We start from the raw sequence: 23,230 nt of genomic DNA, 5'->3' as shown, positions 1-23,230 counted from the left end.
GGTTATATATGAAATTTAAAATTCCCACAGAAATTGAGATTAAACCTTTCACAGAAGAAGAAACTGCTCTTGATTCTTTAAAAGCAAATATTCTCAATGCATTGACTGCAGTGAATTATTCACTAATACCAGCAGGAAAAACACCAGAAGCTAAAGAGTAGTAATAGGGTTACCTTATAGCGGAAAAAAACACATTTTTAAATGCTCTTGCGCACAACCTTAAGATTAACGGTGAAGAATTTACATTTGATAAATTATTTGATTTTGAAACAACGCCGGAAATTCAGCATAAATATGAACCGGCTATATATGATCCCAAAAAATTTGAAATTGCAGAAAAAGTATTTTGGGCATGCTCTAACGGAGTACCCGATACAGTGCAAGAGTTAATCAATGTATTTTTCATTCAAAAGCTAGTTCAAATGACCGATAAATTAAAATTTATCATAGTAGCAAAAAAAGAGACCGTAAAATCCCCTAGTATCTTTAACAGGATTATAGAAGACTTTAAAAATATTTTTCCTACAGAAGAACACAAAAAATTAAAAGGAAATGTTATATGCGTAATAACACAACATAATGAAAATAATCATGAAAACATTATACCGATGTACAAAATAGCATTGCTATTAACAAGGATATATTAGAATTCTCTGATATAAAATTTTTCTATAAACCTACTTCTCAAAATGGGGTAATAAACCTCTCTCTAGAACTAAAACACCTAGAAGAGCAAAAAGGAGTACAAAATTTAGAGATAAAGCAGCTAAATTCATTGTTAAAGGAACAAGACAGTCTGATAGAAAATTTACATACACAAATACAGATAAATGTAGAATGTATAATTAATACTATCCAATCAATTTTTGAAGACGTTAATGTATATACACCTCTTAACTACTCAAAATTTTTTAACTATAAGGGTTATATTAAACCATATTTACCAAGTTCTCCAATACAATACCAGCTATAGAAAAAAGTCTTTCTTGTTTTGAGGGATTAGCACAATTATCAGAATTTCAAGCTATCATATTAAACAAACAAGCTAATAACCTTATAGGGGTAATATTGCAAAGTTTAGACTCTATTGAGAAATTCACAGACAATAAACAGGTTATTCAAGCTTACCGATATGTATTAAACCTACAAATTAAAGAATTATCATTATTTGAAGAAATGTTATCTACAACATGGTCTCAATCCAATGATTGCTATAGTTCCTTAATTGAAATATGATTCATACAAAATCACTATCTATCTTCTATAAAAAATATAGAACCTAAACACGATCAACCAGTGCAATATTATAAAAAAGCCATAGAGTGTAAATAAGTACTCGGACAAATCAGAAGTGACTCAAACTATAGCTAGGCTGCTACTCTAAAATAGGCGATATATTGAGCGAAGCAGAAGATTATAATGAAGCTTTAGCTAATTATAATGCAGCTCTAACATGTAATGAAGAACTTAAAGAAATGTACAATAAAATCGACGATATGCTATTTAACTTAGGACGTGAAGACCCAGCTATCATATTTTATAGAAAGAATAATCAATTAGACTCTATATTAAAATGTTATGACAGTCTTATAAATAAGGCTGCAAAGCCTATAAAATATGATTTATATATGGCCTAAGGAAACGAACTTTGCTTTCAAAAACAACAGGAAACAGATGCTGCAGAATCATATTTTAAAGCAGCTGGTGTTGTACGTGATCCTCAAAAACAACGAGATGCAATGCTTATGGCATACAATATTCTTAGGAAACCCAAATAATAACGCAATTCAACAAACAGATATTTCAGAACAACAACAAAGAGAGGGATATCTTAATTGTATAATCGGCGATATTATTGATCTGTGACCTTTCACTGGTATTAAGCGGCTTATTATGCCTCTCTGTCATCCCGTGATTTATTCACGGAATCCAGTAAAACATATAAAAATAAATTTTTATATGTTTACTTTGTTAAACATGTAGTGTAGGTAACAATATTGAAGTTATTTTTTCTGGACCCCATGGTCAGGCCACAGGGTGACAGTGAAAAACCCATGAACGCTCACCTTGATCTATCTATCTCAGTAAATCATTTATTCTTACTTTAGCTCTAGTAGTTTTATCGACTTGTTTTACGATAACTACGCAATAAAGTCCAGGCTTACCGGTTTCCTTAGCAGGTAATACTCCTGGAACTACAACGGAATAAGCCGGAATTCTGCCGTAAATAATTTCACCTGTATCTCTGTATACTATTTTTGTAGAGCTACCGATAAACACCCCCATACTAATTACTGCTCCTTCCTCTACTATTACACCTTCTGCTATTTCCGATCTTGCACCGATAAAACAATTATCTTCAATGATAACAGGCTTTGCGTGCAACGGCTCAAGCACCCCACCTATTCCCGTGCCGCCTGAAATATGACAATTCTTGCCGATTTGAGCACATGAGCCGATAGTAGCCCATGTATCAATCATTGTTCCCTCATCTATATAAGCACCTATATTAATGAAAGAAGGCATAATTACAACATTTTTAGCTATATAAGCACCGGTTCTAACAATAGCTCCGGGCACTGTGCGTATAGCTGCTTCTTTGAATGTATTTTTATCAGTATCTGCAGAAAATTTAGGAGCAACTTTGTCATACCAACTATTATAATTGTTATTATAAAGTTGTGATTCCGTAGTGATAAAATATAGCAATATAGCTTTCTTTACCCATTCATTAACATGCCAACTATTTTCTTTCTTTTCACAAACACGAACCGTACCTTGATTTAAGCTTTCTATACTATCATTAAGAGTTTGCTTTAATGTTATAAGCTTTGAAGAATCTTGAAACAGTTTGTCCTTAATTTGCCAAGCTTCTTCAACTTCTTTAATAAGAGAGGACATATCTTTTAACTGTTTTATTGCCAAAAATAATAAATGAGATTATCATGAAAGTCAAACATAATAATTATAATTAACTATGCATATTACTTGCCCAAATTGCCAAACAAGATTTATTGTTACAAGCAATCAAATAGGTATTAACGGACGACGAGTAAAATGTTCCAAATGTAGCCATTTGTGGTATCAGAAATTAGACTATAATACTAGTACATTAAATGATTTTAAAGATAAAATAAACACGGAAACTATTAAAACTCATATTAAAAATCATTACAATGCTAATGTGCCAGTTATTTTACCGTATATTCCTCCTAAGAAAAAATATAATATATTTCCAATATTATGGACTAGCTTTATAATGTTTTGTTTAGTGATATTACTAATAGATAGCTTTAAATTCTTAGGTAAATATGATCAATTAAAGATAGAAGAAATTAATTTAGGCAAATCTCATCATATAGGCGGTATGAAGATATTTTATAAATTATCTAATGAGTCTGATTATTTAATTTCCGATCCTATAATCAAAGTAAGAGTAATGGATACTCATAATCAAGCTTTAGATGAATATGTATCAATTACAAAACTACAAACAAAAATCCCTGCAAAACAAGCAATATATCTAGAAATGAATATTGAAGGGATCCCTATTACAGCAAAATATATTGATATTGTTATAGGTAATAGATTAGGACTTTTATTTAAGTAAGGATGTTGTGGCATAGACCGACAAAATCTACTGTCATCCCGTGGTTTAACCACGTGATCCATCAAAACAATTAAAACACTATTGAGTATTGTACGAATGTTGCTGTTGACCTGAGTATAAAGGCCATTGATGTCATGCCCACGTAGGCGGAATCCAGGAAAACATATAAAAACAAGTTTTTATATGTTGATTTTTATTAAATATGTAACCTATATTCAGGTTGTCTTGTCCCTACCTTTGCAGGAATGACATAGGGGCTATGCAACAACATCACTTAAAAATAAAAATACCCATAAGCCGAAGCTTATGGGTATTACTAAAGATATAATAATTTTTTTGTGTATTAGGAAACACCACAATTTGAGCTATTAGTATCACTTGATACCATATTAACAATATCTGGAGCTTTAAATAATATAATGATTGCAGTAACTATCACTAAAGCTACTTCCCACTGCAATTTTCCTCTTAATGTTTGAATTCCCAGAACAATTATACCGACAACAGCTATACCTTTTGCAGTATTGCCTCTGAATACTTTAATTAACTTACATAATGCCTCACCTACAGGATCACCGACATTACTACCTAAGCTATCAAAAGCTACCATAATAATAGCCACGCTTAGAATAGTAAATAATATGCGTAATGATAGATTATAATCGATTAATTCTTCGTTTAATTTACGAATAGGAAAGTTCATATGTTTTACCTCAATAAAATAATTAGCATTTAAAAAATAATGTATAATTTATTTATATATAAATCAACTCCTAAATATATGCAATTTTAATTAATATGCCAAAATATTTTAAAAACACTTATTTTAAGTAACATTATAATCACATATAGTATAATTTAACTTCCAAATATATAAACAAACGTAAATAAAAATAACCAAACCACATCTACAAAATGCCAGTACCATGCAGCACATTCAAACCCTAAATGTCCATTACCTTCTGTAGTAAAATCTCCTCTTTTTGCTCTAAAGTAGCAAATTATTAGAAATATAGTACCTATAATTACATGAGCTCCATGAAAACCCGTGGCTAAATAAAAATTAGAAGCATATATACCATCTGTAAATTTAAACGCCGCATTGTAATATTCATATGCCTGCATAGTTGTAAAAAATATTCCAAGCAATATGGTAAGAGCAAGTGCAGTTACACAATCTTTTTGATTTTTTTCTTCTAAGGCGTAGTGAGCCCAAGTAACGGTAGTGCCTGATAAGAGTAGTATTAAAGTATTGATAAAAGGAATATCAAACGGCTCAAAAGTTTTAATTGTAGGTGGAGGCCAAATGCCCTGCTTTACAACCCATACACCGTCTAAAAGACCTACGGGTGATAGACTTGATTTTAAAAAAGAAGCAAAAAATACACCAAAAAATACTATTTCTGTTAAGATAAATAACGCCATACCTATTTGCAAACCTTTTCTAACAGGACTAGTATGCTGATGTTCGACTATTCCTTCTTTCACTATATCTCTCCACCAAGAATATAAACAGTAACCTACTGAAATAACCCCTGCAGATAAAATATATATATTAAATTTGTAGCCATGCATGAACGAGACGCCGCCTATAACCAAAAGAAGTAAAGCAAAAGATGTTAGGACGGGCCAAGGGCTTGGGTCTACTATATGGAATAAGTGCGATTTAGTAATAGAATATGAATTATTTAAAATTATCTTTTGACTCATATTGTTACATATTGTTATTTTATATTTCCTAATTATCACCAATAACAAACTACAAAAGTAATCTGCTATTCGCATGAGTGAAAATAAATATAAATTATTATTGATGTAAAAGCAAATGCGAGAAGGAGATTATATAGAAAATATACCCCCCAACTCAGAATTACATTATTTATTATCAATGACAACTAAAATCTCTTGACTCTATTATATTATTTAACATATATAGACCACTAATAATGTTTAAACTCCATTGTTGTAAAACCAATCTGTCAAAACTTAATATTAAGTTATGCCAGGAGTCTATTATTATCAGTGAGTAAAATCATTAAGTATAATGGAGGTTGTTGTCTTACAGCAACGGATCTTAACCCCTGGCCCCTTTATTTATTAATTCTAAAAAATACAAATGCAAAAAATAAAGAACAAATTTAAAAAAGTTTTTCTTTTCATCACCATTTCTAATAATATTACTAATGTTTTTTTATTATCTTCTTAATATCTTAGAAGTAAAATATTTCTAGATTTTTTAACTAATTAAGTTGTTAACTCTAAATTTTCTTACTTAAAATTATAGAGATACGACAAATTATCTTCACTAGTTTACTAGTTATTTCTGCAAATATTACTTCAGTACTATCATTCATTATAGCAATATTTTTATGTTCAATTTCATCAAGTCGAAATTTAATAATATTATTTAATAATTCTGGCTCAACATTTTTATTTTCTAAATAATTTATTTGCTGTTCATAATGTTTTTCTATTACTTCTTCTACACTCTCGGTAATAAGCATCGCCGTTTTGATTCCCATCAAGGAAGATAAAGCACCAAGTAAAAATCCGTAATGATGCCAAAAAAATAATAAAAACGTGGGTCTCACTTCTTTTTCCAGTAATTTTTTTTCAAAATAATTTAAATGCACTTCTTCGTGGTCAAGCATTTCTTTAATCAATATATGATCATTTTGAGATTTAATATATTTTAGCTGTCCTTGATAAATTCTTTTTGCACCATATTCTCCGGCATGATTAACTCTAATTATCTCGTGAATTTGTTTGTCAGGGTCAGAAAAATCAGGTCTAGGCATAATGTATACTCGTTTAATTTGAAAAATTGGCTACGTCATCTTATAAGAGCTACGGTGCTCACATATTAAGTATACGCCCCACTCCTCGCCGTATAGTCTTCCTTGCTCTTTGCCAAATTAAACTTCGTCTACTCTTCATTTACTTTGGAGTATACTTTGGAATAAATCGAAACTAGCAGGATTTAACTTATAATCCACTTCTGCCTGTTGTAGCACTTTTAAAGTCTTTAGACATTCAGTGAGGCTAAGACCGTTTGCTATCTTCGTAAAATCATTAATATACTGATAGAAAATCGGTGGTGATAATGATTTTATTGCGAGTTCCAAACGCTCACCGTTTTTTACTTTCGACAAAACTATATATAAATTTAAATAATGCCTTATTAATGCTCTAATAATTAAAACTTCATTGATATTTTGTTTTTTTAATATATCAAGCTCTTGCAGAAAATTACTATAATCTTTTTTTGAAAAATACATTGCTAAATCACTGCCGTTTGCCGTAATTTCGCTACTTATAACTTCTAGCACGTCGTTTAAAGTAATTTCGCGTGCGTCGTGAACAAAATATATTAATTTATTTATTTCGCTACAAATTAAATCATGATCACCTTTTAAATGAGCTTTTAAATAAGTAATAGCTTCTTTACTTATAACTTTATTATTTTTTTCTACTTTACCTAAAATAATTCGTTCAATTTTTGCTTCATCATCATGATAACAAGCAACTGCTGCTAAATATTCTTCCGTTTCAAAAAACTTTCTAATGCTCCCACTAGAAGTCAGTTCTTCACCTATAAATACAGGAAAATTTATATAATCACTGTTTAGAATTGTTTTTAAATTCTGATCTATTGAATTCCCAACCGATCTAATTTTAATTAATTCTTTTTGACCAAAAAAATTAGACGAATTAAGTAATATTTCTAAAGATGAAATATTAAGATCTGCGTATTCTATAGAAGTTTGTAGCATATTTAAGCTTTTTACTAAATGCTTACAAATTTTTTCTATATAACCTTTATCAGGACCATATAGTAAAAGAGCTCTAATTTTTCCGGATGTTATTAGTTCAAATAACCTACCTATTTGTGAAAAATAAAATTTCATAACTTAACTATTTCCGTGTAAAATATAAAATTAATCTGCTACGAATTTCTTCTGCTGCTTGATATGCCAAGTCTATTCCTGTTTTATCTCTTTCAACATTTGTCGCATATGGTGTAAAAATAGCATTATATGACATGTTTTGGTAAAACTTCTCTTCAATTAAAACCTTTTGGCTTTCTATATCAATTAATTTATATCTAACTAATTGATTAATATATTCCCTTAAAACATTGGAGTTTTTTTCAATAGTAGCAGGCATAGTTGTTGCGATAAGCTTTACTTTAAGCAGGTATTTTGCTTGTGCTTTCTGAGGTAAAATACTAGTTAAACGATGATAAAACTCAGCCCCTTCAATTGTTCGAATTGGTTCAACTTCAATAGCTTCTAAATCATTATTTCTACTGTATTTTTCACTATATACCGGTTTTAAATTACAACTGCTCGTTAGAAAGAATATAATTATTACAAATAAAGAACGCATATATTAGATTAAGATTGGTTTTTTATATTAATAACAGTTTATTTCGATTTTGTGAAAGAAAATTATAATAATGAGCATTTATTAATATTTATAATAATATGTTAATTGATGTTGACATTAATAAGTGAGGCTTGTATGATGCCACTTCAAACTTTTTAAGGTATTAGATGTTATTAAATCAACTTGTTCTAAGTATTCCAATACACATACACACAGCATGGATAAAAATAAAAGCATATTTTCTAGAAAAAGTAACTTTAACAAGATATAGCTTAACAGAAAATATTGAAACGCTCAAAGTAAATACAGATGAAGCTAAAACTGTAAAGATTACAAAAGAGGATTTAAAAAAATCTTTTGATTTATATGAAGAAAAGTTGATAATATTAGCACAAAAACTATCATTACAAACATCAATTAGTGATGATGATTATGACCTTCAAACAAAGTATTACCCATTGATAGGAGAAGATGGAAATATCAATTATATCCCTGTCACCGAATTATAATCTTTTAAGCTTTAAATTTAATCGCTAAGTTTTACATACTTACCGTTTTTTATTAAAGAACTCTCTATATCTTCCTTGCAAATCTCATACTCTATGTTAAATTTACAAGGAAGATGCTTGTCCGGTAATTTACAAAATTTTTATACAAGCTCCATTATTGTATGCTTATTGTTTCCGATTATAGACATATCATCTCTAAATATTTTATCTTCTGCCTAACCATGCCATGGTTCTATATTAAGCCGGTCTATAATATCTCGTTCACAATTTTGCAATATTTCTAATATTTCTTTACTAGTATTATAATATGATGGAGTAAGACCTGAAGCATCTTTGATCATTACTAAATAAGGATTTTTTGCTAATAAAGTTTTGATAATCTCTTTGTTAGCAATTCCTGTAACTGCTGAATGTAACACTGTTGAATCGTTATAGGTTATCTCTGTTACGTATTTAGCTAATTCTAATATTTTGTCAACTAATGTTTGTTCTTTATCCTCAACCGCATCATGTAAGATATACTTATTATTTTTATCAAATAGAAATGTAGTGCAGCTTCATCATTCTTGTCTATTAATGCTTTGAATTTTCTTAAGAAGCTTCTTTTTTAGAAACATCCCTCTCTATATCATAATCTGAACGTGGTGATGTTAGTGAATCCTGAGTATTAGAGTTATTACTATTTTTTGTAAAAAACTTAAAAAAAGATGTTTTTTGTTTTATCTACTGTAGGTATTGGTTCTTTAGTCATTAATTCTCCTAAATTTATTAATTATTTTAGGAGAAATTGTTAATTATGTTTCTTAGGTGGTGAGTAAGGGGCGTTTTTTCTGTCATTGCGAGGAAATTGCATAGCAATTGACGAAGCAAAATCTCAGGAGAGTTTGTTATTATTTCATGAGATTGTCACGCAGCCTAAGGTTGCTCGCAATGACGGTTTCAGTATGTATCCACGCAACAATACTGTCTCGCTTTTGCAGGAATAAAATAAAGAATATTGATCAATCCACTCAAAAATGACCTAGTTGGCGAACTACTCTGAGCTAATTTGCAATTCTCCTAAAATATAAGATTATAAATTTAAGAATAATAACACAACAAACCAAGTTGAATTATATATTACTTCATTGATTAAGAATTGTTAATTTATCACACTGTCATTAGTTACTGAAGGTTTATATTTTCCATATCCCAATCATGAGAAATAGTATTATACTTTAATATATAAGGCTTAGTATCTATAGAATCTAGGGTTACATCAGCAATCATATCATCATGCGACGAGATAAGTTCATTATAACCGAAATTAGCATAATAAGGTTGATAATTTCTAAATCTAACCGTTATAAACTTCTCTTTAGTAATAGCAGGCAAGAGTTTCACCAAATCATCAAGATTACTTAAAGCTAAATCTTTCATCTCAAAAATTTGCAATCTATAAACATTTTTATAATCTTTAGTAAAAAACGTTGGTATAGAGCTAAAGCTACTACCGGATTGAACGGAAGCTATACTTAGAGCTTTAAGAGGAATACCTGATTTATTACTAAAATAATCATCAGCTTCAAAAAATACTGCACCGCCGAAATTTATCATTTTAGCGATTTTATTATTGTTCACATCATATAAATCTACTGCTTGTTCTAGCTTTTTTCCGTCACGAAATATAGTAAGTTTAATAGCTATTCCTTGGAAATTATCCATTTCTCTATCAAATAATGCTAGATTGCCGCCGAGTTCCTTATCATTAACTGCCCAAATAATATCACCGGCTTTTAAAGATTTTGCGGCAGGTGATCCGGCTAGAACTGCCTTAATGCTTATCACTCTATTTCTACTATCAGGAAATTTCTTTATATATTTATCCATTTCTTCTTTAGGGAAATTGTGATGTCTAACTGCTTTATTTAAAGAATATAACTCGCTTATTATTCCTATATGTTTTCTGCCTGGTTGTTTATTATTCTTTAAACTTTCTAAAGTGCGAGCTACATAATCACCGTGCAGCGCTAGAGAATGAGTTTTACCGCCACCATATAATACTCCTATAGCCTCAATCTTATCGTTTAATACCGGTGAACCGCTAGCACCTCCTGTAGTATTTAAATTAATAACATAAGTACATTGCGGCATTAAACCTTCAATATTATAAAGATCAGACAAATAACCGGTATGGAAAGAAAAACCTTTTGATTCTGTGTTACCAACTACAAAAACCTTTTGATTTAATTTTGGAAATTCGCTTGCAAAAGATATTTGCGTTGCTGATGCCGGTATATCTTTACTCTCTACTTTTAAAACGGCATAATCTTGCCAAATATCGTAATAGATGAGTTTTGCTTCTGCCTGCTCACCGTTATAAAAAGTAACAAAATAAGTTCCGATAGACGCACCGCCGACAACATGAGTATTAGTAATTATATAACCGTTGTTCTTATCGTTGATAAATCCCGTTCCAGTCCAACTACTTGTATCGTCATATGCCGATACAGCAATTCTAGTATCGATCGTTACGATTGCTTTCTTTGCTTTTTCAAATATAATAGTGCTTGTTTCGCTAGATGCTAAAACTATATTATTTAGGAAAACTAAATTAATAATAAATAAAAGTTTTAGTAAAATCGGTAGTTTTTTCATTGTCACCTCTTGTAAAATCATTTAAGCCACACTATATCAAATCAAAAGTCATAATAAAATAAAAAAGAAAACGAGGAATCTTATGGGAAAAGTAATAGGTATCGACCTTGGGACTACCAACTCTTGTGTTGCAGTCATGGAAGGTAAAGAACCAAAGGTAATAGAAAATGCAGAAGGTGAAAGAACTACCCCGTCAATAATAGCTTTTGCAAACGGCGAAAAATTAGTCGGGCAATCTGCTAAGAGGCAAGCAGTAACTAACCCTCGCAATACTATATATGCGGTAAAGCGATTAATCGGTAGAAATTTTATCGATCCTATGGTTAGGAAAGACCAAGGTATTGTACCGTATAATATAGTGAAAGCCGATAACGGGGATGCATGGGTCGAAGCGGATAATAATAAATATTCACCAAGTCAAATTAGTGCATTCATTTTACAAAAAATGAAAGAAACTGCTGAGAATTATTTAGGGGACAAAGTAACACAAGCAGTAATTACCGTACCTGCTTATTTTAATGATGCACAGCGTCAAGCAACGAAAGACGCTGGTAAAATAGCAGGTCTTGAGGTCCTTAGAATAATCAACGAGCCGACTGCTGCAGCTCTTGCTTACGGTTTCGAGAAATCGGCAAGTAAAACTATTGCAGTATACGATCTTGGCGGCGGAACATTCGATGTTTCAATTCTTGAGATCTCTGACGGTGTTTTTGAAGTGAAATCAACAAACGGCGATACATTCCTTGGCGGTGAAGATTTCGATACAAGAATATTAAACCATTTAATAGATGTATTCAAAAAAGAAAACGGTATAGATTTAAGTAAAGATCCTTTAGCACTTCAACGTTTGAAAGAAGCCGCAGAAAAAGCTAAGAAAGAGCTATCTTCTGCAGTAACTACCGATATTAATTTACCTTATATTACGGCTGATAGTAGCGGTCCAAAACACTTAAATATTAAATTTACTAGAGCTGAACTAGAAAAATTAGTAGATGATTTAATTGAAAAAACAATTGAGCCTTGCCGTAAAGCATTACAGGATGCAGGTTTTAAAGCTTCTGATATTCAAGAAGTAGTATTAGTAGGCGGTATGACTAGAATGCCGAAAGTACAAGAAGCCGTAAAAAAATTCTTCGGACGTGAGCCGCATAAAGGCGTAAATCCCGATGAGGTTGTAGCTCTTGGTGCTGCTATTCAAGGCGGAGTACTGAATAAAGAAGTAACGGATATATTATTATTAGACGTTACACCTCTATCCCTTGGCATTGAAACTCTTGGCGGTGTATTTACAAGATTAATTGATCGTAATACTACTATACCTACTAAGAAAAGTCAGGTATTCTCAACTGCTGATGATAACCAGCATGCCGTAACTATTAGAGTATTCCAAGGTGAACGTGAAATGGCAAAAGATAATAAATTACTTGGTCAGTTTAATCTCGAAGGTATACCTCCTGCACCAAGAGGTTTGCCACAAATAGAAGTAACGTTTGACATTGATGCTAACGGAATAGTGCATGTTTCAGCTAAAGATAAAGCAAGCGGTAAAGAGCAGAAAGTAACTATTCAAGCTTCCGGTGGTCTTAGCGATGCAGAAATTGAACAAATGGTTAAAGATGCCGAACAAAATGCTGATGAAGACAAAAAGCGTAAGGAACTTATTGAAGCAAAAAATGCTGCCGATAGTTTAGTTTATTCTACTGAAAAAACTCTTACAGAATATGGCGATAAATTATCATCAGACGATAAAGGAGCTGTTGAAGAAGCATTAGCCGCTTTAAAAGCCGTGCTTGAGTCGGAAGATACTGCTTTGATTAAAGAAAAGACTGCAAGTTTAACTGCAGCTAGCATGAAAATCGGTGAAGCGATGTATAAAGCACAAAGCGAGAGCCAACCTGCTGCAGAAAATGCCACTAATGATGAAAAAATAGTAGATGCCGACTTTCAAGATGTAGAGAAGAAGTAGAAGTAATGTCGTCATTGCAAGGAACGAAGCGACGTGGCAATCTCGTCAAATCTCCTGAGATTGCTTTGTCAAATTACTATGTAATTTTCCTCGTAATGACGTTACAATCTCATTTTATAAATTAAATTATGTCACAAAATTATTACCAAATACTAGGGGTTAGTAAAACAGCTAGCCAAGCTGACCTTAAAAAAGCCTACCTCAAGCTAGCCAAGCAATATCACCCTGATACTACTGATGCTAAAGATGCTGAAAAGAAATTTAAAGCAATCAATGCCGCTTATGATGTTCTAAAAGATGAGCAAAAAAGAGCTGCTTATGACCGTTTGGGGCACGATGCTTTTCAAAATCAACAATCACGAGGGGGAGGAGGAAATCATGGCGGTTTTCACCCTGATATTAACGACATATTCGGTGACTTCTTTAGCGACTTTATGGGAGGCAGCAGAAGATCATCACGCCCAACTTCAGCTAAAGTTAGAGGCTCAGATTTAAAATATAATCTGACAATTAACCTAGAGGAAGCATTTCACGGTATAGAAAAAAATATTAACTTTTCTAGCGCAGTAAAATGCGATACTTGTCACGGTAGCGGTTCTGAAAAAGGTGAAACCGTAACTACTTGCGATGCTTGCAGCGGTGTTGGAGCGACTAGAATGCAGCAAGGATTCTTTACGATCGAACAAGCTTGTCATAAATGCCAAGGTAACGGACACATTATAAAAAATCCTTGCAAGAAATGTCATGGCATGGGACGTTACCATAAACAACGAAATTTATCGGTAAACATTCCTGCCGGTGTTGAAAACGGTACTAGAATAAGACATACCGGAGAAGGGGAAGCAGGTATTAGAGGCGGTAATAGCGGTGATTTATACGTTGATATAACAATAAAACCACATGATATTTATAAAGTAGACGGAGCAAATCTACATTGTAAACTACCTATTAGTTTTGTGAATGCTGCTCTTGGAGGAGAGATAGAAGTACCGGTAATTGAAGGCGGAAAAGTAAGCTTAACAATTCCTGCAGGCACACAAAACGGTGATCAATTAAGGCTACGCAGCAAAGGTATGTCTAAAATGAGATCAACTATTAGGGGTGATATGCTTACGCATATTCATGTCGAAGTACCTAAAAATTTATCTAAAAGACAACGTGAATTACTAGAAGAATTCAAAAAAGAATCCATAAATGAAAAAGAAAATGACGGCAGCTTTTTTAATAAAATGAAAAGTCTGTGGTCGTAAATTTTATTTACCTTTCCTATAGAAATGAAACCTCCAATATTATAAAATATTATTTGCATAATATTACCGGAGGTTTTTATGCATTATAAGAATAATAACGATTTACCTGATTCAGTTAAAAATCATCTTCCGAGCCATGCTAAGGATATTTATCGCGAAGCTTTTATGGCATTTGAACCATATAAGGATGCCGATAAAAGACGTGGAAATGACTCTAGAGAGACAGTTGCACATAAAGTAGCATGGTCTCGGCCGTAGAAAAAAATACCATAAAAATGATAAAGGACATTGGGTAGAGAAATAAGTACAAGAATATAGACCTATTCTTCTAGGGGTAATTTGTACGTCGATCCGGTACTCGAATCCTTACGTACAAGTGTACGCTGCGATTCTGCATTCTGTGTTTCCCTCAAATTCCTCCCTATAAACAAGTTTCTGAATAGGTCTAATTTATAAGTTTGTGAGATTTTAAATTGAATCCTTGAAATTCTGTAAGCCTATATGTATATTTAGTTATTAACTGAATTTAAGTTCTTATGAAATTAACAAAATTATTGAGTACCCTTTTAGTTATAGGGTTAGTTTTAGGCGGGTGCAAAAATAAAAAAACCAGTGATGACATAGTAGTCCCTATCGCTACCCTTTATAATGAAGGTATTACCTTATTGGAAAAGAAAAAATATAAGAACGCTGCAGAAGAATTCGGAAGAGTATTGTACCAACATCCAGGTAATGAAATGACGCCGCAAGCCGAATTGATGCAGGCTTATTCTTTATTTCTCGCCGCTCAATATGAAGAAGCGGTTGATGTGCTTGATATGTTCATTACGTTGCACCCTGCAAATGTTGACATTGCTTATGCATATTACCTTAAAGCATTATCATATTATATGTTAATTTCAGACGTAAATCATGATCAATCTAGAACTTTCCTAGCTAAAGATAGTTTTGAAGACGTAATAGCAAAATTCCCAAATACTAAATATGCTATTGATTCATCTTTAAAAATTGACCTAGTAAACGATCATTTAGCAGGTAAAGAGATGATGGTAGGTCGGTTTTACTTAAAGAAAAAGAATCCGATGGCAGCTATAAATAGATTTGAAGAGGTAATTGATAATTATCAAACTACTTCTCACTCGGTAGAAGCTCTTTACCGTTTAGCCGAGAGTTATATGATACTTGGACTTCCGGATGAAGCAAAAAAATATGCCTCAGTGCTAGGTTACAACTATCCTGATAGTCAATGGTATAGTTATGCATACAGGCTAGTTCAGAACCACCAAAATTAAGCGGCATATGTTCTACAGTCTCTCAGTTAAAAACTTCATTCTGATAGACGAGCTGGAAATTGAGTTTAATAAAGGTTTATGTGTTATTACCGGTGAAACGGGAGCCGGTAAATCTATTTTACTTGATGCTATTTTATTTTGCTTAGGTTATAAAACTTCAAATAATATAATAAAGCCTGGAAAAGAGTACGCTGTTGTTAATATAATATTCTCTTTAAATGAAGAAATAAAAAATTTTCTGATTCAAAATTTTATTGAACCTGAAGAGTTATTGTTTGTAAAGTGTCTGCAAAAAGCCGAAGGACGAAAAAATTTTTTCATTAATAATCAAGTGGTTACTAAAGCTCTTATGCAGCAATTAGCTACTTATTTATTCGAGCTTCATGGACAAAATAATAATATTTCTCTTCTAGAAGCAAATACGCAGCGTGATATTTTAGATAGTTATGGAAATCTTTTGGACTTTCGAGCGGAGCTTTCCAAATGCTATCAGGCTTGGCAAAATACTCGGAAAGAAATGGCCGAAATAACACTTAAACAAAATTCTATAGAACAAGAAATTGATTATTTGAGCTTTGCAACGGAAGAATTAACTAAACTGAACATTCAAACAGGTGAAGAAGAAAAATTAGCAAATATACGAAAAGATTTGCAAAATAAAGATAAGGATTTACAGCTAATAAAAGATATTCTAGAACAGATTAATAACCCTGAAATAAATACATCGATTAATAGAGCAGAGAAATTATTAGCAAGGCAAGGCAACAATGAGCGTTTTGAAGCTATCGTTACAAGTTTAGAGGCAGCCTATAATAATCTAGAAGAAGCACGCCAAGAATTATCAAATCTGTTAGATAGTTTCAATTATGAGGAATATAATCTTGAAGAAACAGAAGAAAGATTATTTTTAATAAAAGCTATTAGCCGTAAATATAATGTTCCTGCTGATGCGTTAGGTGTATTTTTAGATAAATCTTTAGAGCAGCTCAGTATATTAAAACACAAAATAGCAAATAGTAATGAGTTGAAAGCTCAAGAAGTACTACTGCAGAAAAAATATTATGAACTAGCGAGTAATTTATCTGCAAAGCGTCTTATTGTTGCAAAACATCTAGAAGAATCGTTGCATCAGGAACTAAAGCAGCTTAAAATGGCGAAAGCAATTTTTGAGATTGAGATAAATGCTAAAGAACCAACAGCCGACGGTAATGACGATATTGTGTTTAAAGCGTCTACTAACCCGGGAACAGCAGCTGCAGCAATTAATAAAATCGCTTCCGGCGGTGAATTATCAAGATTCATGTTAGCTTTAAAAACTTCTTTGTTTGATAAAATGGTAAAACCATCTATTATATTTGATGAAATAGATGTCGGGATTGGCGGAGAGGTCGCAGATAAAGTAGGTGAGCGATTAAAAAAACTTAGTAGCGTTACTCAAGTAATAGTTATTACGCACCAGCCGCAAGTAGCAGGTAAAGCGGATTTGCATATAAAAATCGAGAAAACACAGCTAGAGAAAGAAACGAAAGTAACGGTAAAAACTTTAAATTTAGCTGAAAGACAGGAGGAACTCGCCCGCATGATTTCAGGTAAAACAATAACCAAAGCAAGTTTAAAAGCAGCAAAGGAGTTGTTGCATTTGTAATAGGCACTAGCGGTACGGTTTTTATGTCATTCCTGCGAAAGCGAGAATGACATAATAGGGAACATATGAACAACAACTACACAAAATTAGAAAACGAATTTGCAACTATCTCACATTTTAATAATATCTTGAGCATATTATACTGGGATGTTGCCGTAAATATGCCTATGGGTTCAGGTGAGAGTAGGACAAACGAAATAGTAACTTTAACGTCGCTAGTTCATTCTATGCTCAAATCGCCTATTCTAAAGGAGCTACTTAGCAAGGCAAAAGAAGAATCAAAGAACCTTGATGAATGGCAGAATGGTAATATTAGAGAGATTGAGAGAAAAGTAACAGATGCAAATTGTATTGACGAGCAGCTACAAAAGAAATTAGTAGCAGCTACTACTAAAGCCGCACTTGTTTGGCGAGAAGCAAGAAAACATAACGACTATAATTTATTCAAATCACACTTACAAAAAGTCTTAGATTATACGAAAGAAGTTGCTAAAGTACGAGCAGATGCTTTTAATTGTGAATTATACAACTCATTAATAGATATGTTTGATCCAAGCAGAAAAAGTAGCGAGATCAAACAAGTTTTTTCAGTACTTAAAAAAGAACTCCCGCAGCTCATAAATAAAGTTTTAGAAAAACAGAAAACTGAGAAAGAACTAGTAAAACACAGCAAACTAGCTCCTGAAATGCAAAAGCGTATTGGAAAACGCATTATGGAAATTATGCAGTTTGATCTAACAAAAGGACGATTAGACGAATCGACTCATCCTTTTTGCGGTGGAACGCCAAACGATATACGTTTAACTACTAGGTATGATAAAGATAATTTCATAAGCGGTTTAATGGGAATTATTCATGAAACAGGACATGCTTTATATGAGCAGAATCTACCGGAAATGTATAAAGGGCAGCCGGTTGGGCTTGCTAAAGGTATGGCCTTCCATGAAAGCCAAGCTTTATTTATGGAAATGCAAGTAGGTAGATCAAGAGAATTTACCGAATTTTTAGCTAAATTACTTAGAGACGAATTTGCTCTTAAAAGCGAAGAATATTCAGCAGCAAGTTTATATAGAAAAATTACAAGAGTGACGCCTGATTTTATAAGAGTAGATGCAGATGAATTAACTTATCCGATGCACGTAATGTTACGTTTTGAGATAGAGGAAATGCTTATCAATAGCGACTTGAATCTCGATGAGTTACCAAGCTGTTGGGATAGTAAGATGCAGGAATACTTAGGCGTTAAACCGGTAAGTTTTAGTAACGGCTGTCTTCAAGATATTCATTGGTCACACGGAAATTTCGGTTACTTTCCCGCCTATACAAACGGTGCAATTATCGCATCAATGGTGATGAAAAAAGTAACAGAGATGCATTCAAATATAAAAGATGATATATTAAAGGGTGATTTTAGTAATTTAAATAATTATCTAAATAAGAATTTTAGAAATCTCGGTTCATTAAAAAATTCAGCCGATTTATTAAAAAGTGCTAGCGGTGAGGAAAAAATCAGCCCTGAGGTGTATATAAGATATTTAGAAGGGAAGTATTTATAGTAATAAATCGTTATTGCGAGGAAATTACGCAGTAATTGACGAAGCAATCTCGGAAGAATTGCTGAAATTGCCACGCTCCTTGCAGTCGCTTGCAATGACGGCTTATGACAACAACTAAACAATACAAACAATAATATGGAAGAAGACTTTAAAAAAACAGGTTATTTATTTGGCGGGAATGCTGTTTTTGTTGAAGAGCTATATAAGCAATATCTAGCCAACCCTGCCTCGGTTGATCAAACTTGGCAAGAATTTTTTGCCGGCATTCAGGATAATAATACTTTACTCAATAAAAGTACGGCAAAAATAATTATCCCTGATGAAATAAAAAAAGAATCGTTAAATAATAATTTATCTTCTGAAGACTTAAATAGTTTAAAAGCTAAGGAAATGATCAATGCTTATCGCAAGCATGCTCACTATTTAGCGAATCTTGATCCGCTTGGTCTTGAGCTACGTAAAACAAAAAATGATTTAAAGCTTAATATAGAAACTTTTGGTCTTGATAGCAGTCAGCTAGAAGAAAATATCAATATTACGGATGAATTTGTCGGTACTTGGAACTGTAAATTATCTGAATTAGTGACCAAGTTCGATAAAGTTTATACAGGTTCTATAGGTGTAGAGTTTGAGCAAATAGAAAATGTAGCAAGAAAAAATTGGTTATATAATAAGCTAGAAAGCGAAGTGACGTTTTCTTCTGAAGACAAAAAAACTATCTTAAATGATTTAGTAGAAGTAGAAGGGTTTGAGCAGTATTTACATACAAAATTTCCAGGAACTAAGCGTTTTTCCATTGAGGGTGGTGATGCTTCTATAGTTGCTATGAGTAAAGCTATAGATTTATCCATGCATCATGGCGTCTCAGAAATCGTTATCGGTATGGCACATCGAGGGAGATTAAACACTCTAACTAAAGTAGTAGGTAAGCCATATAAAGCCGTTATTGCGGGCTTCATAAGCGGCAACGTATTTCCTGATGAGCTAAATGTTTCAGGCGATGTAAAATACCATTTAGGCTATTCGTTCGATAGAACTCTAGAGGATAAGAAAATACACTTGTCGCTAGCCGATAACCCTTCACATTTAGAAGCGGTAAATCCTATAGTTGCAGGAAAAGTAAGAGCAAAGCAAGATATGCTTGGAGATACTAAACGCAGCAAAGTCAAAGCTATTTTAGTACATGGCGATGCTGCTTTTTGCGGTCAGGGCGTGGTTGCCGAGAGTCTATCAATGTCACCTTTAGCTGCTTATGATATCGGCGGGATATTGCATTTCGTCATTAATAATCAGTTAGGTTTTACGGCTAATGCTGCAGATACTAGAGCTAGTAGATATTCTACGGAGTTTGCTAAAATCATAGCTGCCCCGATTTTACACGTTAACGGTGACGATATAGAAGCAGTGTTAAAAGCCACCAATATTGCGGTAGAATACAGGCAGAAATTTGGTAAGGATGTTGTAGTAGAAATTATTTGTTACCGTAAATATGGGCATAATGAGGGCGATGAGCCGATGTATACTCAAGGCAAGATGTATAACATTATTAAAAACAAACTGACCCCTGGAAATATTTACGCAAATGAGTTAGTAAAAAGCGGTGTAATCGACAATAATTATTTTGCTAAGTTAAAAGAAGAATTTAAAGCAAAACTAGATAAGGAATATGAGCAGGCAAAAAGTTATAAGCAAGAAGCACATTGCTTAGGCGGATTATGGCAAGGTATTTCTCGTACTCGTACACAAGCTACAATAACGGGTATCAGTAAAAAAACATTACACGATTTAGGCACTAAACTATGCGAAATACCGAAAGATTTTGCCGTTAATCCAAAACTTGTAAAACTATTTGAAGCTCGAAAAGCCACTCTAACAGCTGATCAACCTATTGATTGGGCGACAGCAGAGCAGCTAGCTTTTGCAAGCTTGCTTGCTTCAGGTACAAATATAAGGCTAACCGGACAAGATTCGGGACGCGGTACTTTCTCGCATCGTCATTCAGTATTGCACAACCAAATTGATGGTACTACCTATATACCTCTAAATAATTTATCTAAAGAACAAGCAAAATACGAGGTAGCCGATAGTAATTTATCTGAATATGCGGTGCTTGGTTTTGAGTATGGTTATTCACTCGCAAACCCAAACAATTTAGTGTTATGGGAAGCACAATTCGGTGATTTTGCTAATGGAGCTCAGATTATTTTTGACCAGTTTATTTCAAGCAGCGAAACTAAATGGCTTCGTATGAGCGGGCTTGTGGTTTTGTTACCTCATGCATTTGAGGGACAAGGACCGGAGCATAGTTCGGCAAGACTTGAGAGGTTCTTACAACTGGCGGCTGAGAATAATATGTATGTTACATACCCTACTACCCCTGCTTCGATTTTCCATCTGCTACGTCGCCAAATACTTGATGATACCCGTAAACCGTTAATCGTAATGTCGCCGAAATCATTATTACGTCATAAATATGCCGTATCTAAACTTGACGAGCTAGGTGAAAATACTACTTTCTTACCAGTTTTAGATGAAGTAACTAAAGTAGATACAAACAATATTACTAAAGTAATTTTATGCAGCGGTAAGGTATATTACGATCTATTTGAAATGCGTGGCAATAACAGTAATATAGCGATTATTAGGCTTGAGCAATTATACCCTTTTGAAAAAAAACTTGTAGCATCGCTATTAAAAAAATATAATAGGACGCAGGAATTTATTTGGTGTCAGGAAGAACCAAAGAATATGGGAACTTGGTGTTATATAGTTTCTCACTTAAACGATGCTTTAAAAGAAGCAGGCATTAAAAATGAATTTAAATATGTAGGTAGAGAGGAATCAGCCTCGCCAGCAGTAGGCTCGCTGCAAGCACATAATAAACAGCAAGAGAAACTATTAAGGACAGCATTGGGAATATGATTCTTAGGGTATTGCCTAATAATCATCATTGCGAGCGACTAAAAGAGCGTGGCAATCTCAGGAATTTGCCTGAAATTGCTTCGTCGACGCTTATAGCGTCTTCTCGCAATGACGATAAAACTATACAGGGCGATGCTATACAAATATAGGAGTAAAATAAATTATGAGAGTTAACATTATAGTACCGTCGCTTGGGGAGTCCATAACGGAAGCAACTATTGCCAAATGGTATAAGAAAGAAGGCGATTCGGTTAAAACCGATGAATTACTGTTAGAAATCGAAACCGAAAAAGTGACTTTAGAAGTTCATGCTCCTTGCAATGGTACTATAGGTAAAATATCGAAAACTGACGGTGCAAATGTAGCAGTTGGCGAAGAAATAGGCGAAATAAATGAAGGAGCATCTGTAAATACTGCCGGTACTAATAATGAATCTGCTAAAGCTCAACCAGTAACACAACCTACTTCAGAAAAACCTGCCGTGGCTAATAATACTCTTGCTCCTTCTGTACAAAAATTAGTTACCGAAAATAAGCTTGACCCCAATAATATAAAAGGAACAGGTAGAGATGGTAGAATTACCAAAGGTGACGTGCTTGCAACAATAAACACTACGACTACTTCTGCTCCTGCAATAAGTAAATCTAATGAAGAAAGAGTGCAGCGTGTTCGTATGTCACGCTTGCGTAAAACTATTGCACAGCGTTTAAAAGATTCACAAAATACAGCAGCTATTTTGACTACTTTTAATGAAATCGATATGTCAAAAGTAATTGCTTTGCGTAATCAATATAAAGAAGAGTTTGAGAAAAAGCACACTGTGAAACTTGGGTTTATGTCTTTCTTTGTTAAAGCAACAATTGAAGCTTTAAAGCTTATTCCGTCGGTAAATGCTGAAATAGATGGCGATGATTTAGTATATAAAAATTACTATGATATAGGTGTAGCTGTCGGAACAGAGCAAGGGCTTGTTGTACCGGTTGTTAGGGATGCCGATAAAATGGGATTTGCCGAAGTGGAGAAAACTATAGGAATTTTGGCTAAACAAGCTCGTGAGGGTAAGCTTTCTATGGCTGATTTGTCAGGTGGGACATTCTCGATTTCTAACGGAGGCGTATATGGCTCATTATTATCTACACCGATTATTAATCCTCCTCAATCAGGTATTCTAGGCTTACATAAAACCGAGGAAAGAGCTGTAGTTATAGACGGTAAAATTGAAATACGTCCGATGATGTATATAGCTTTATCTTACGATCATCGTATAATTGATGGGAAAGAAGGAGTATCGTTCTTGGTAAAAATTAAGCAGCTTATTGAGAATCCTGAAAAGTTATTGTTAAATTTGTAAAAAATTGTCATTGCGAGCAGCCGTAGGCTGCGTGGCAATCTCATGAAATCATAATAAACTCCTGAGATTGCTTAGTCAATTACTTCGTAATTTTCCTCACAAT

General features: G+C 33.2%; 21 protein-coding genes and 2 pseudogenes. 14 read left to right on the top strand and 9 right to left on the bottom strand.

What is annotated here, in order from left to right; translation table 11 throughout:
- Positions 1-8: 8 nt before the first annotated feature.
- The 3 genes from BTU51_RS08485 to BTU51_RS08760 all read left to right on the top strand — a co-directional run bounded on the left by BTU51_RS08485 (position 9) and on the right by BTU51_RS08760 (position 1,637).
- A complete protein-coding gene (locus BTU51_RS08485) occupies positions 9-161 on the top strand; it encodes a hypothetical protein (protein WP_012150469.1) in 153 nt (50 codons plus the stop codon).
- A 216-nt stretch (positions 162-377) separates the two neighbouring features.
- Complete coding sequence (locus tag BTU51_RS07730; RefSeq protein ID WP_012150467.1) at positions 378-647, top strand: hypothetical protein; 270 nt, start codon at positions 378-380, stop codon at positions 645-647.
- A gap of 750 nt (positions 648-1,397) precedes the next feature.
- Positions 1,398-1,637 (top strand): hypothetical protein, encoded by a 240-nt coding sequence (locus BTU51_RS08760; protein WP_012150465.1) that lies wholly within the window; start codon positions 1,398-1,400, stop codon positions 1,635-1,637.
- A 439-nt stretch (positions 1,638-2,076) separates the two neighbouring features.
- Here BTU51_RS08760 and dapD read toward each other — a convergent pair whose 3' ends face one another.
- Positions 2,077-2,901 (bottom strand): 2,3,4,5-tetrahydropyridine-2,6-dicarboxylate N-succinyltransferase, encoded by an 825-nt coding sequence (gene dapD, locus BTU51_RS01435; RefSeq protein WP_014362457.1) that lies wholly within the window; start codon positions 2,899-2,901, stop codon positions 2,077-2,079.
- A gap of 76 nt (positions 2,902-2,977) precedes the next feature.
- On the opposite strand from dapD, the gene BTU51_RS01430 reads away from it, so the two are divergent.
- The gene (locus tag BTU51_RS01430; protein WP_012150462.1) at positions 2,978-3,610 is read left to right on the top strand and encodes an MJ0042-type zinc finger domain-containing protein; all 633 of its coding nucleotides are present in this window, start codon (positions 2,978-2,980) and stop codon (positions 3,608-3,610) included.
- A 343-nt stretch (positions 3,611-3,953) separates the two neighbouring features.
- Here the strand turns inward: BTU51_RS01430 and BTU51_RS01425 are convergent, their stop codons facing one another.
- The 5 genes from BTU51_RS01425 to BTU51_RS01400 form a co-directional block, all read right to left on the bottom strand.
- Positions 3,954-4,313 (bottom strand): TrbC/VirB2 family type IV secretion system protein, encoded by a 360-nt coding sequence (locus BTU51_RS01425; RefSeq protein WP_012150461.1) that lies wholly within the window; start codon positions 4,311-4,313, stop codon positions 3,954-3,956.
- A 155-nt stretch (positions 4,314-4,468) separates the two neighbouring features.
- Positions 4,469-5,320, bottom strand: a complete 852-nt coding sequence (locus BTU51_RS01420; RefSeq protein ID WP_014362294.1) for a cytochrome c oxidase subunit 3 — start codon at positions 5,318-5,320, stop codon at positions 4,469-4,471.
- A 548-nt stretch (positions 5,321-5,868) separates the two neighbouring features.
- The gene (locus tag BTU51_RS01410) at positions 5,869-6,408 is read right to left on the bottom strand and encodes a demethoxyubiquinone hydroxylase family protein (protein WP_012150458.1); all 540 of its coding nucleotides are present in this window, start codon (positions 6,406-6,408) and stop codon (positions 5,869-5,871) included.
- 135 nt (positions 6,409-6,543) lie between these two features.
- Entirely contained in the window at positions 6,544-7,518 is a 975-nt protein-coding gene (gene holA, locus BTU51_RS01405; RefSeq protein ID WP_012150457.1) for a DNA polymerase III subunit delta, read from the bottom strand.
- 7 nt (positions 7,519-7,525) lie between these two features.
- On the bottom strand, positions 7,526-7,999 hold the full coding sequence (locus BTU51_RS01400; protein WP_012150456.1) for a hypothetical protein: 474 nt from the start codon (positions 7,997-7,999) through the stop codon (positions 7,526-7,528).
- Between the two features lie 167 nt (positions 8,000-8,166).
- Here BTU51_RS01400 and BTU51_RS01395 point away from each other — a divergent pair, with 167 nt between their 5' ends.
- Positions 8,167-8,508 carry a hypothetical protein gene (locus BTU51_RS01395; protein WP_012150455.1) on the top strand — a complete coding sequence of 114 codons (342 nt, stop codon included), beginning with the start codon at positions 8,167-8,169 and terminating at the stop codon, positions 8,506-8,508.
- Between the two features lie 140 nt (positions 8,509-8,648).
- On the opposite strand, the pseudogene BTU51_RS01390 reads toward BTU51_RS01395, so the two are convergent.
- Together BTU51_RS01390 and BTU51_RS01385 are read right to left on the bottom strand one after the other, a co-directional pair.
- Positions 8,649-8,927, bottom strand: a pseudogene (locus tag BTU51_RS01390) (hypothetical protein).
- A gap of 745 nt (positions 8,928-9,672) precedes the next feature.
- The gene (locus BTU51_RS01385) at positions 9,673-11,166 is read right to left on the bottom strand and encodes a S1C family serine protease (RefSeq protein ID WP_012150453.1); all 1,494 of its coding nucleotides are present in this window, start codon (positions 11,164-11,166) and stop codon (positions 9,673-9,675) included.
- Between the two features lie 61 nt (positions 11,167-11,227).
- Here BTU51_RS01385 and dnaK point away from each other — a divergent pair, with 61 nt between their 5' ends.
- The 3 genes from dnaK (at position 11,228) to BTU51_RS01370 (ending at position 14,619) form a co-directional block, all read left to right on the top strand.
- Positions 11,228-13,111, top strand: a complete 1,884-nt coding sequence (gene dnaK, locus BTU51_RS01380) for a molecular chaperone DnaK (protein WP_012150452.1) — start codon at positions 11,228-11,230, stop codon at positions 13,109-13,111.
- Positions 13,112-13,239: 128 nt separating this feature from the next.
- Positions 13,240-14,361 (top strand): molecular chaperone DnaJ, encoded by a 1,122-nt coding sequence (gene dnaJ / locus BTU51_RS01375; RefSeq protein WP_012262250.1) that lies wholly within the window; start codon positions 13,240-13,242, stop codon positions 14,359-14,361.
- 78 nt (positions 14,362-14,439) lie between these two features.
- Positions 14,440-14,619, top strand: a complete 180-nt coding sequence (locus BTU51_RS01370) for a ChaB family protein (RefSeq protein WP_012262249.1) — start codon at positions 14,440-14,442, stop codon at positions 14,617-14,619.
- 68 nt (positions 14,620-14,687) lie between these two features.
- On the opposite strand, the pseudogene BTU51_RS08050 reads toward BTU51_RS01370, so the two are convergent.
- Positions 14,688-14,796: pseudogene (locus BTU51_RS08050) on the bottom strand (palindromic element RPE1 domain-containing protein); the annotation flags it as partial.
- A gap of 101 nt (positions 14,797-14,897) precedes the next feature.
- Here BTU51_RS08050 and BTU51_RS01355 point away from each other — a divergent pair.
- The 6 genes from BTU51_RS01355 to odhB all read left to right on the top strand — a co-directional run bounded on the left by BTU51_RS01355 (position 14,898) and on the right by odhB (position 23,127).
- Positions 14,898-15,653, top strand: coding sequence for an outer membrane protein assembly factor BamD (locus BTU51_RS01355; RefSeq protein ID WP_012150448.1), 756 nt, complete (start codon positions 14,898-14,900; stop codon positions 15,651-15,653).
- 7 nt (positions 15,654-15,660) lie between these two features.
- The gene (gene recN, locus BTU51_RS01350) at positions 15,661-17,298 is read left to right on the top strand and encodes a DNA repair protein RecN (protein WP_012262248.1); all 1,638 of its coding nucleotides are present in this window, start codon (positions 15,661-15,663) and stop codon (positions 17,296-17,298) included.
- Positions 17,299-17,363: 65 nt separating this feature from the next.
- On the top strand, positions 17,364-18,854 hold the full coding sequence (locus tag BTU51_RS01345; protein WP_012150446.1) for a carboxypeptidase M32: 1,491 nt from the start codon (positions 17,364-17,366) through the stop codon (positions 18,852-18,854).
- 135 nt (positions 18,855-18,989) lie between these two features.
- A complete protein-coding gene (locus BTU51_RS01340) occupies positions 18,990-21,776 on the top strand; it encodes a 2-oxoglutarate dehydrogenase E1 component (RefSeq protein ID WP_012150445.1) in 2,787 nt (928 codons plus the stop codon).
- Between the two features lie 11 nt (positions 21,777-21,787).
- Positions 21,788-21,925, top strand: coding sequence for an alpha-ketoglutarate decarboxylase (locus tag BTU51_RS01335; protein ID WP_230453510.1), 138 nt, complete (start codon positions 21,788-21,790; stop codon positions 21,923-21,925).
- Positions 21,926-21,939: 14 nt separating this feature from the next.
- Entirely contained in the window at positions 21,940-23,127 is a 1,188-nt protein-coding gene (gene odhB / locus BTU51_RS01330; protein WP_012150443.1) for a 2-oxoglutarate dehydrogenase complex dihydrolipoyllysine-residue succinyltransferase, read from the top strand.
- The last annotated feature ends 103 nt before the right edge of the window (positions 23,128-23,230 follow it).

This window comes from Rickettsia rickettsii, assembly GCF_001951015.1.
Classification (GTDB): Bacteria; Pseudomonadota; Alphaproteobacteria; order Rickettsiales; family Rickettsiaceae; genus Rickettsia; species Rickettsia rickettsii.
Note: the sequence above shows the minus strand (reverse complement) of the source record. Positions and strands in the feature narration are given on the sequence as shown.

Coding starts and splice junctions, on each gene's coding strand:
- BTU51_RS08485 (WP_012150469.1), top strand. CDS start 9: ATGAAATTTAAAATTCCCACAGAAATTGAGATTAAACCTTTCACAGAA.
- dapD (WP_014362457.1), bottom strand. CDS start 2,901: ATGTCCTCTCTTATTAAAGAAGTTGAAGAAGCTTGGCAAATTAAGGAC.
- BTU51_RS01430 (WP_012150462.1), top strand. CDS start 2,978: ATGCATATTACTTGCCCAAATTGCCAAACAAGATTTATTGTTACAAGC.
- BTU51_RS01425 (WP_012150461.1), bottom strand. CDS start 4,313: ATGAACTTTCCTATTCGTAAATTAAACGAAGAATTAATCGATTATAAT.
- BTU51_RS01420 (WP_014362294.1), bottom strand. CDS start 5,320: ATGAGTCAAAAGATAATTTTAAATAATTCATATTCTATTACTAAATCG.
- BTU51_RS01410 (WP_012150458.1), bottom strand. CDS start 6,408: ATGCCTAGACCTGATTTTTCTGACCCTGACAAACAAATTCACGAGATA.
- holA (WP_012150457.1), bottom strand. CDS start 7,518: ATGAAATTTTATTTTTCACAAATAGGTAGGTTATTTGAACTAATAACA.
- BTU51_RS01400 (WP_012150456.1), bottom strand. CDS start 7,999: ATGCGTTCTTTATTTGTAATAATTATATTCTTTCTAACGAGCAGTTGT.
- BTU51_RS01395 (WP_012150455.1), top strand. CDS start 8,167: ATGTTATTAAATCAACTTGTTCTAAGTATTCCAATACACATACACACA.
- BTU51_RS01385 (WP_012150453.1), bottom strand. CDS start 11,166: ATGATTTTACAAGAGGTGACAATGAAAAAACTACCGATTTTACTAAAA.
- dnaK (WP_012150452.1), top strand. CDS start 11,228: ATGGGAAAAGTAATAGGTATCGACCTTGGGACTACCAACTCTTGTGTT.
- dnaJ (WP_012262250.1), top strand. CDS start 13,240: ATGTCACAAAATTATTACCAAATACTAGGGGTTAGTAAAACAGCTAGC.
- BTU51_RS01370 (WP_012262249.1), top strand. CDS start 14,440: ATGCATTATAAGAATAATAACGATTTACCTGATTCAGTTAAAAATCAT.
- BTU51_RS01355 (WP_012150448.1), top strand. CDS start 14,898: ATGAAATTAACAAAATTATTGAGTACCCTTTTAGTTATAGGGTTAGTT.
- recN (WP_012262248.1), top strand. CDS start 15,661: ATGTTCTACAGTCTCTCAGTTAAAAACTTCATTCTGATAGACGAGCTG.
- BTU51_RS01345 (WP_012150446.1), top strand. CDS start 17,364: ATGAACAACAACTACACAAAATTAGAAAACGAATTTGCAACTATCTCA.
- BTU51_RS01340 (WP_012150445.1), top strand. CDS start 18,990: ATGGAAGAAGACTTTAAAAAAACAGGTTATTTATTTGGCGGGAATGCT.
- odhB (WP_012150443.1), top strand. CDS start 21,940: ATGAGAGTTAACATTATAGTACCGTCGCTTGGGGAGTCCATAACGGAA.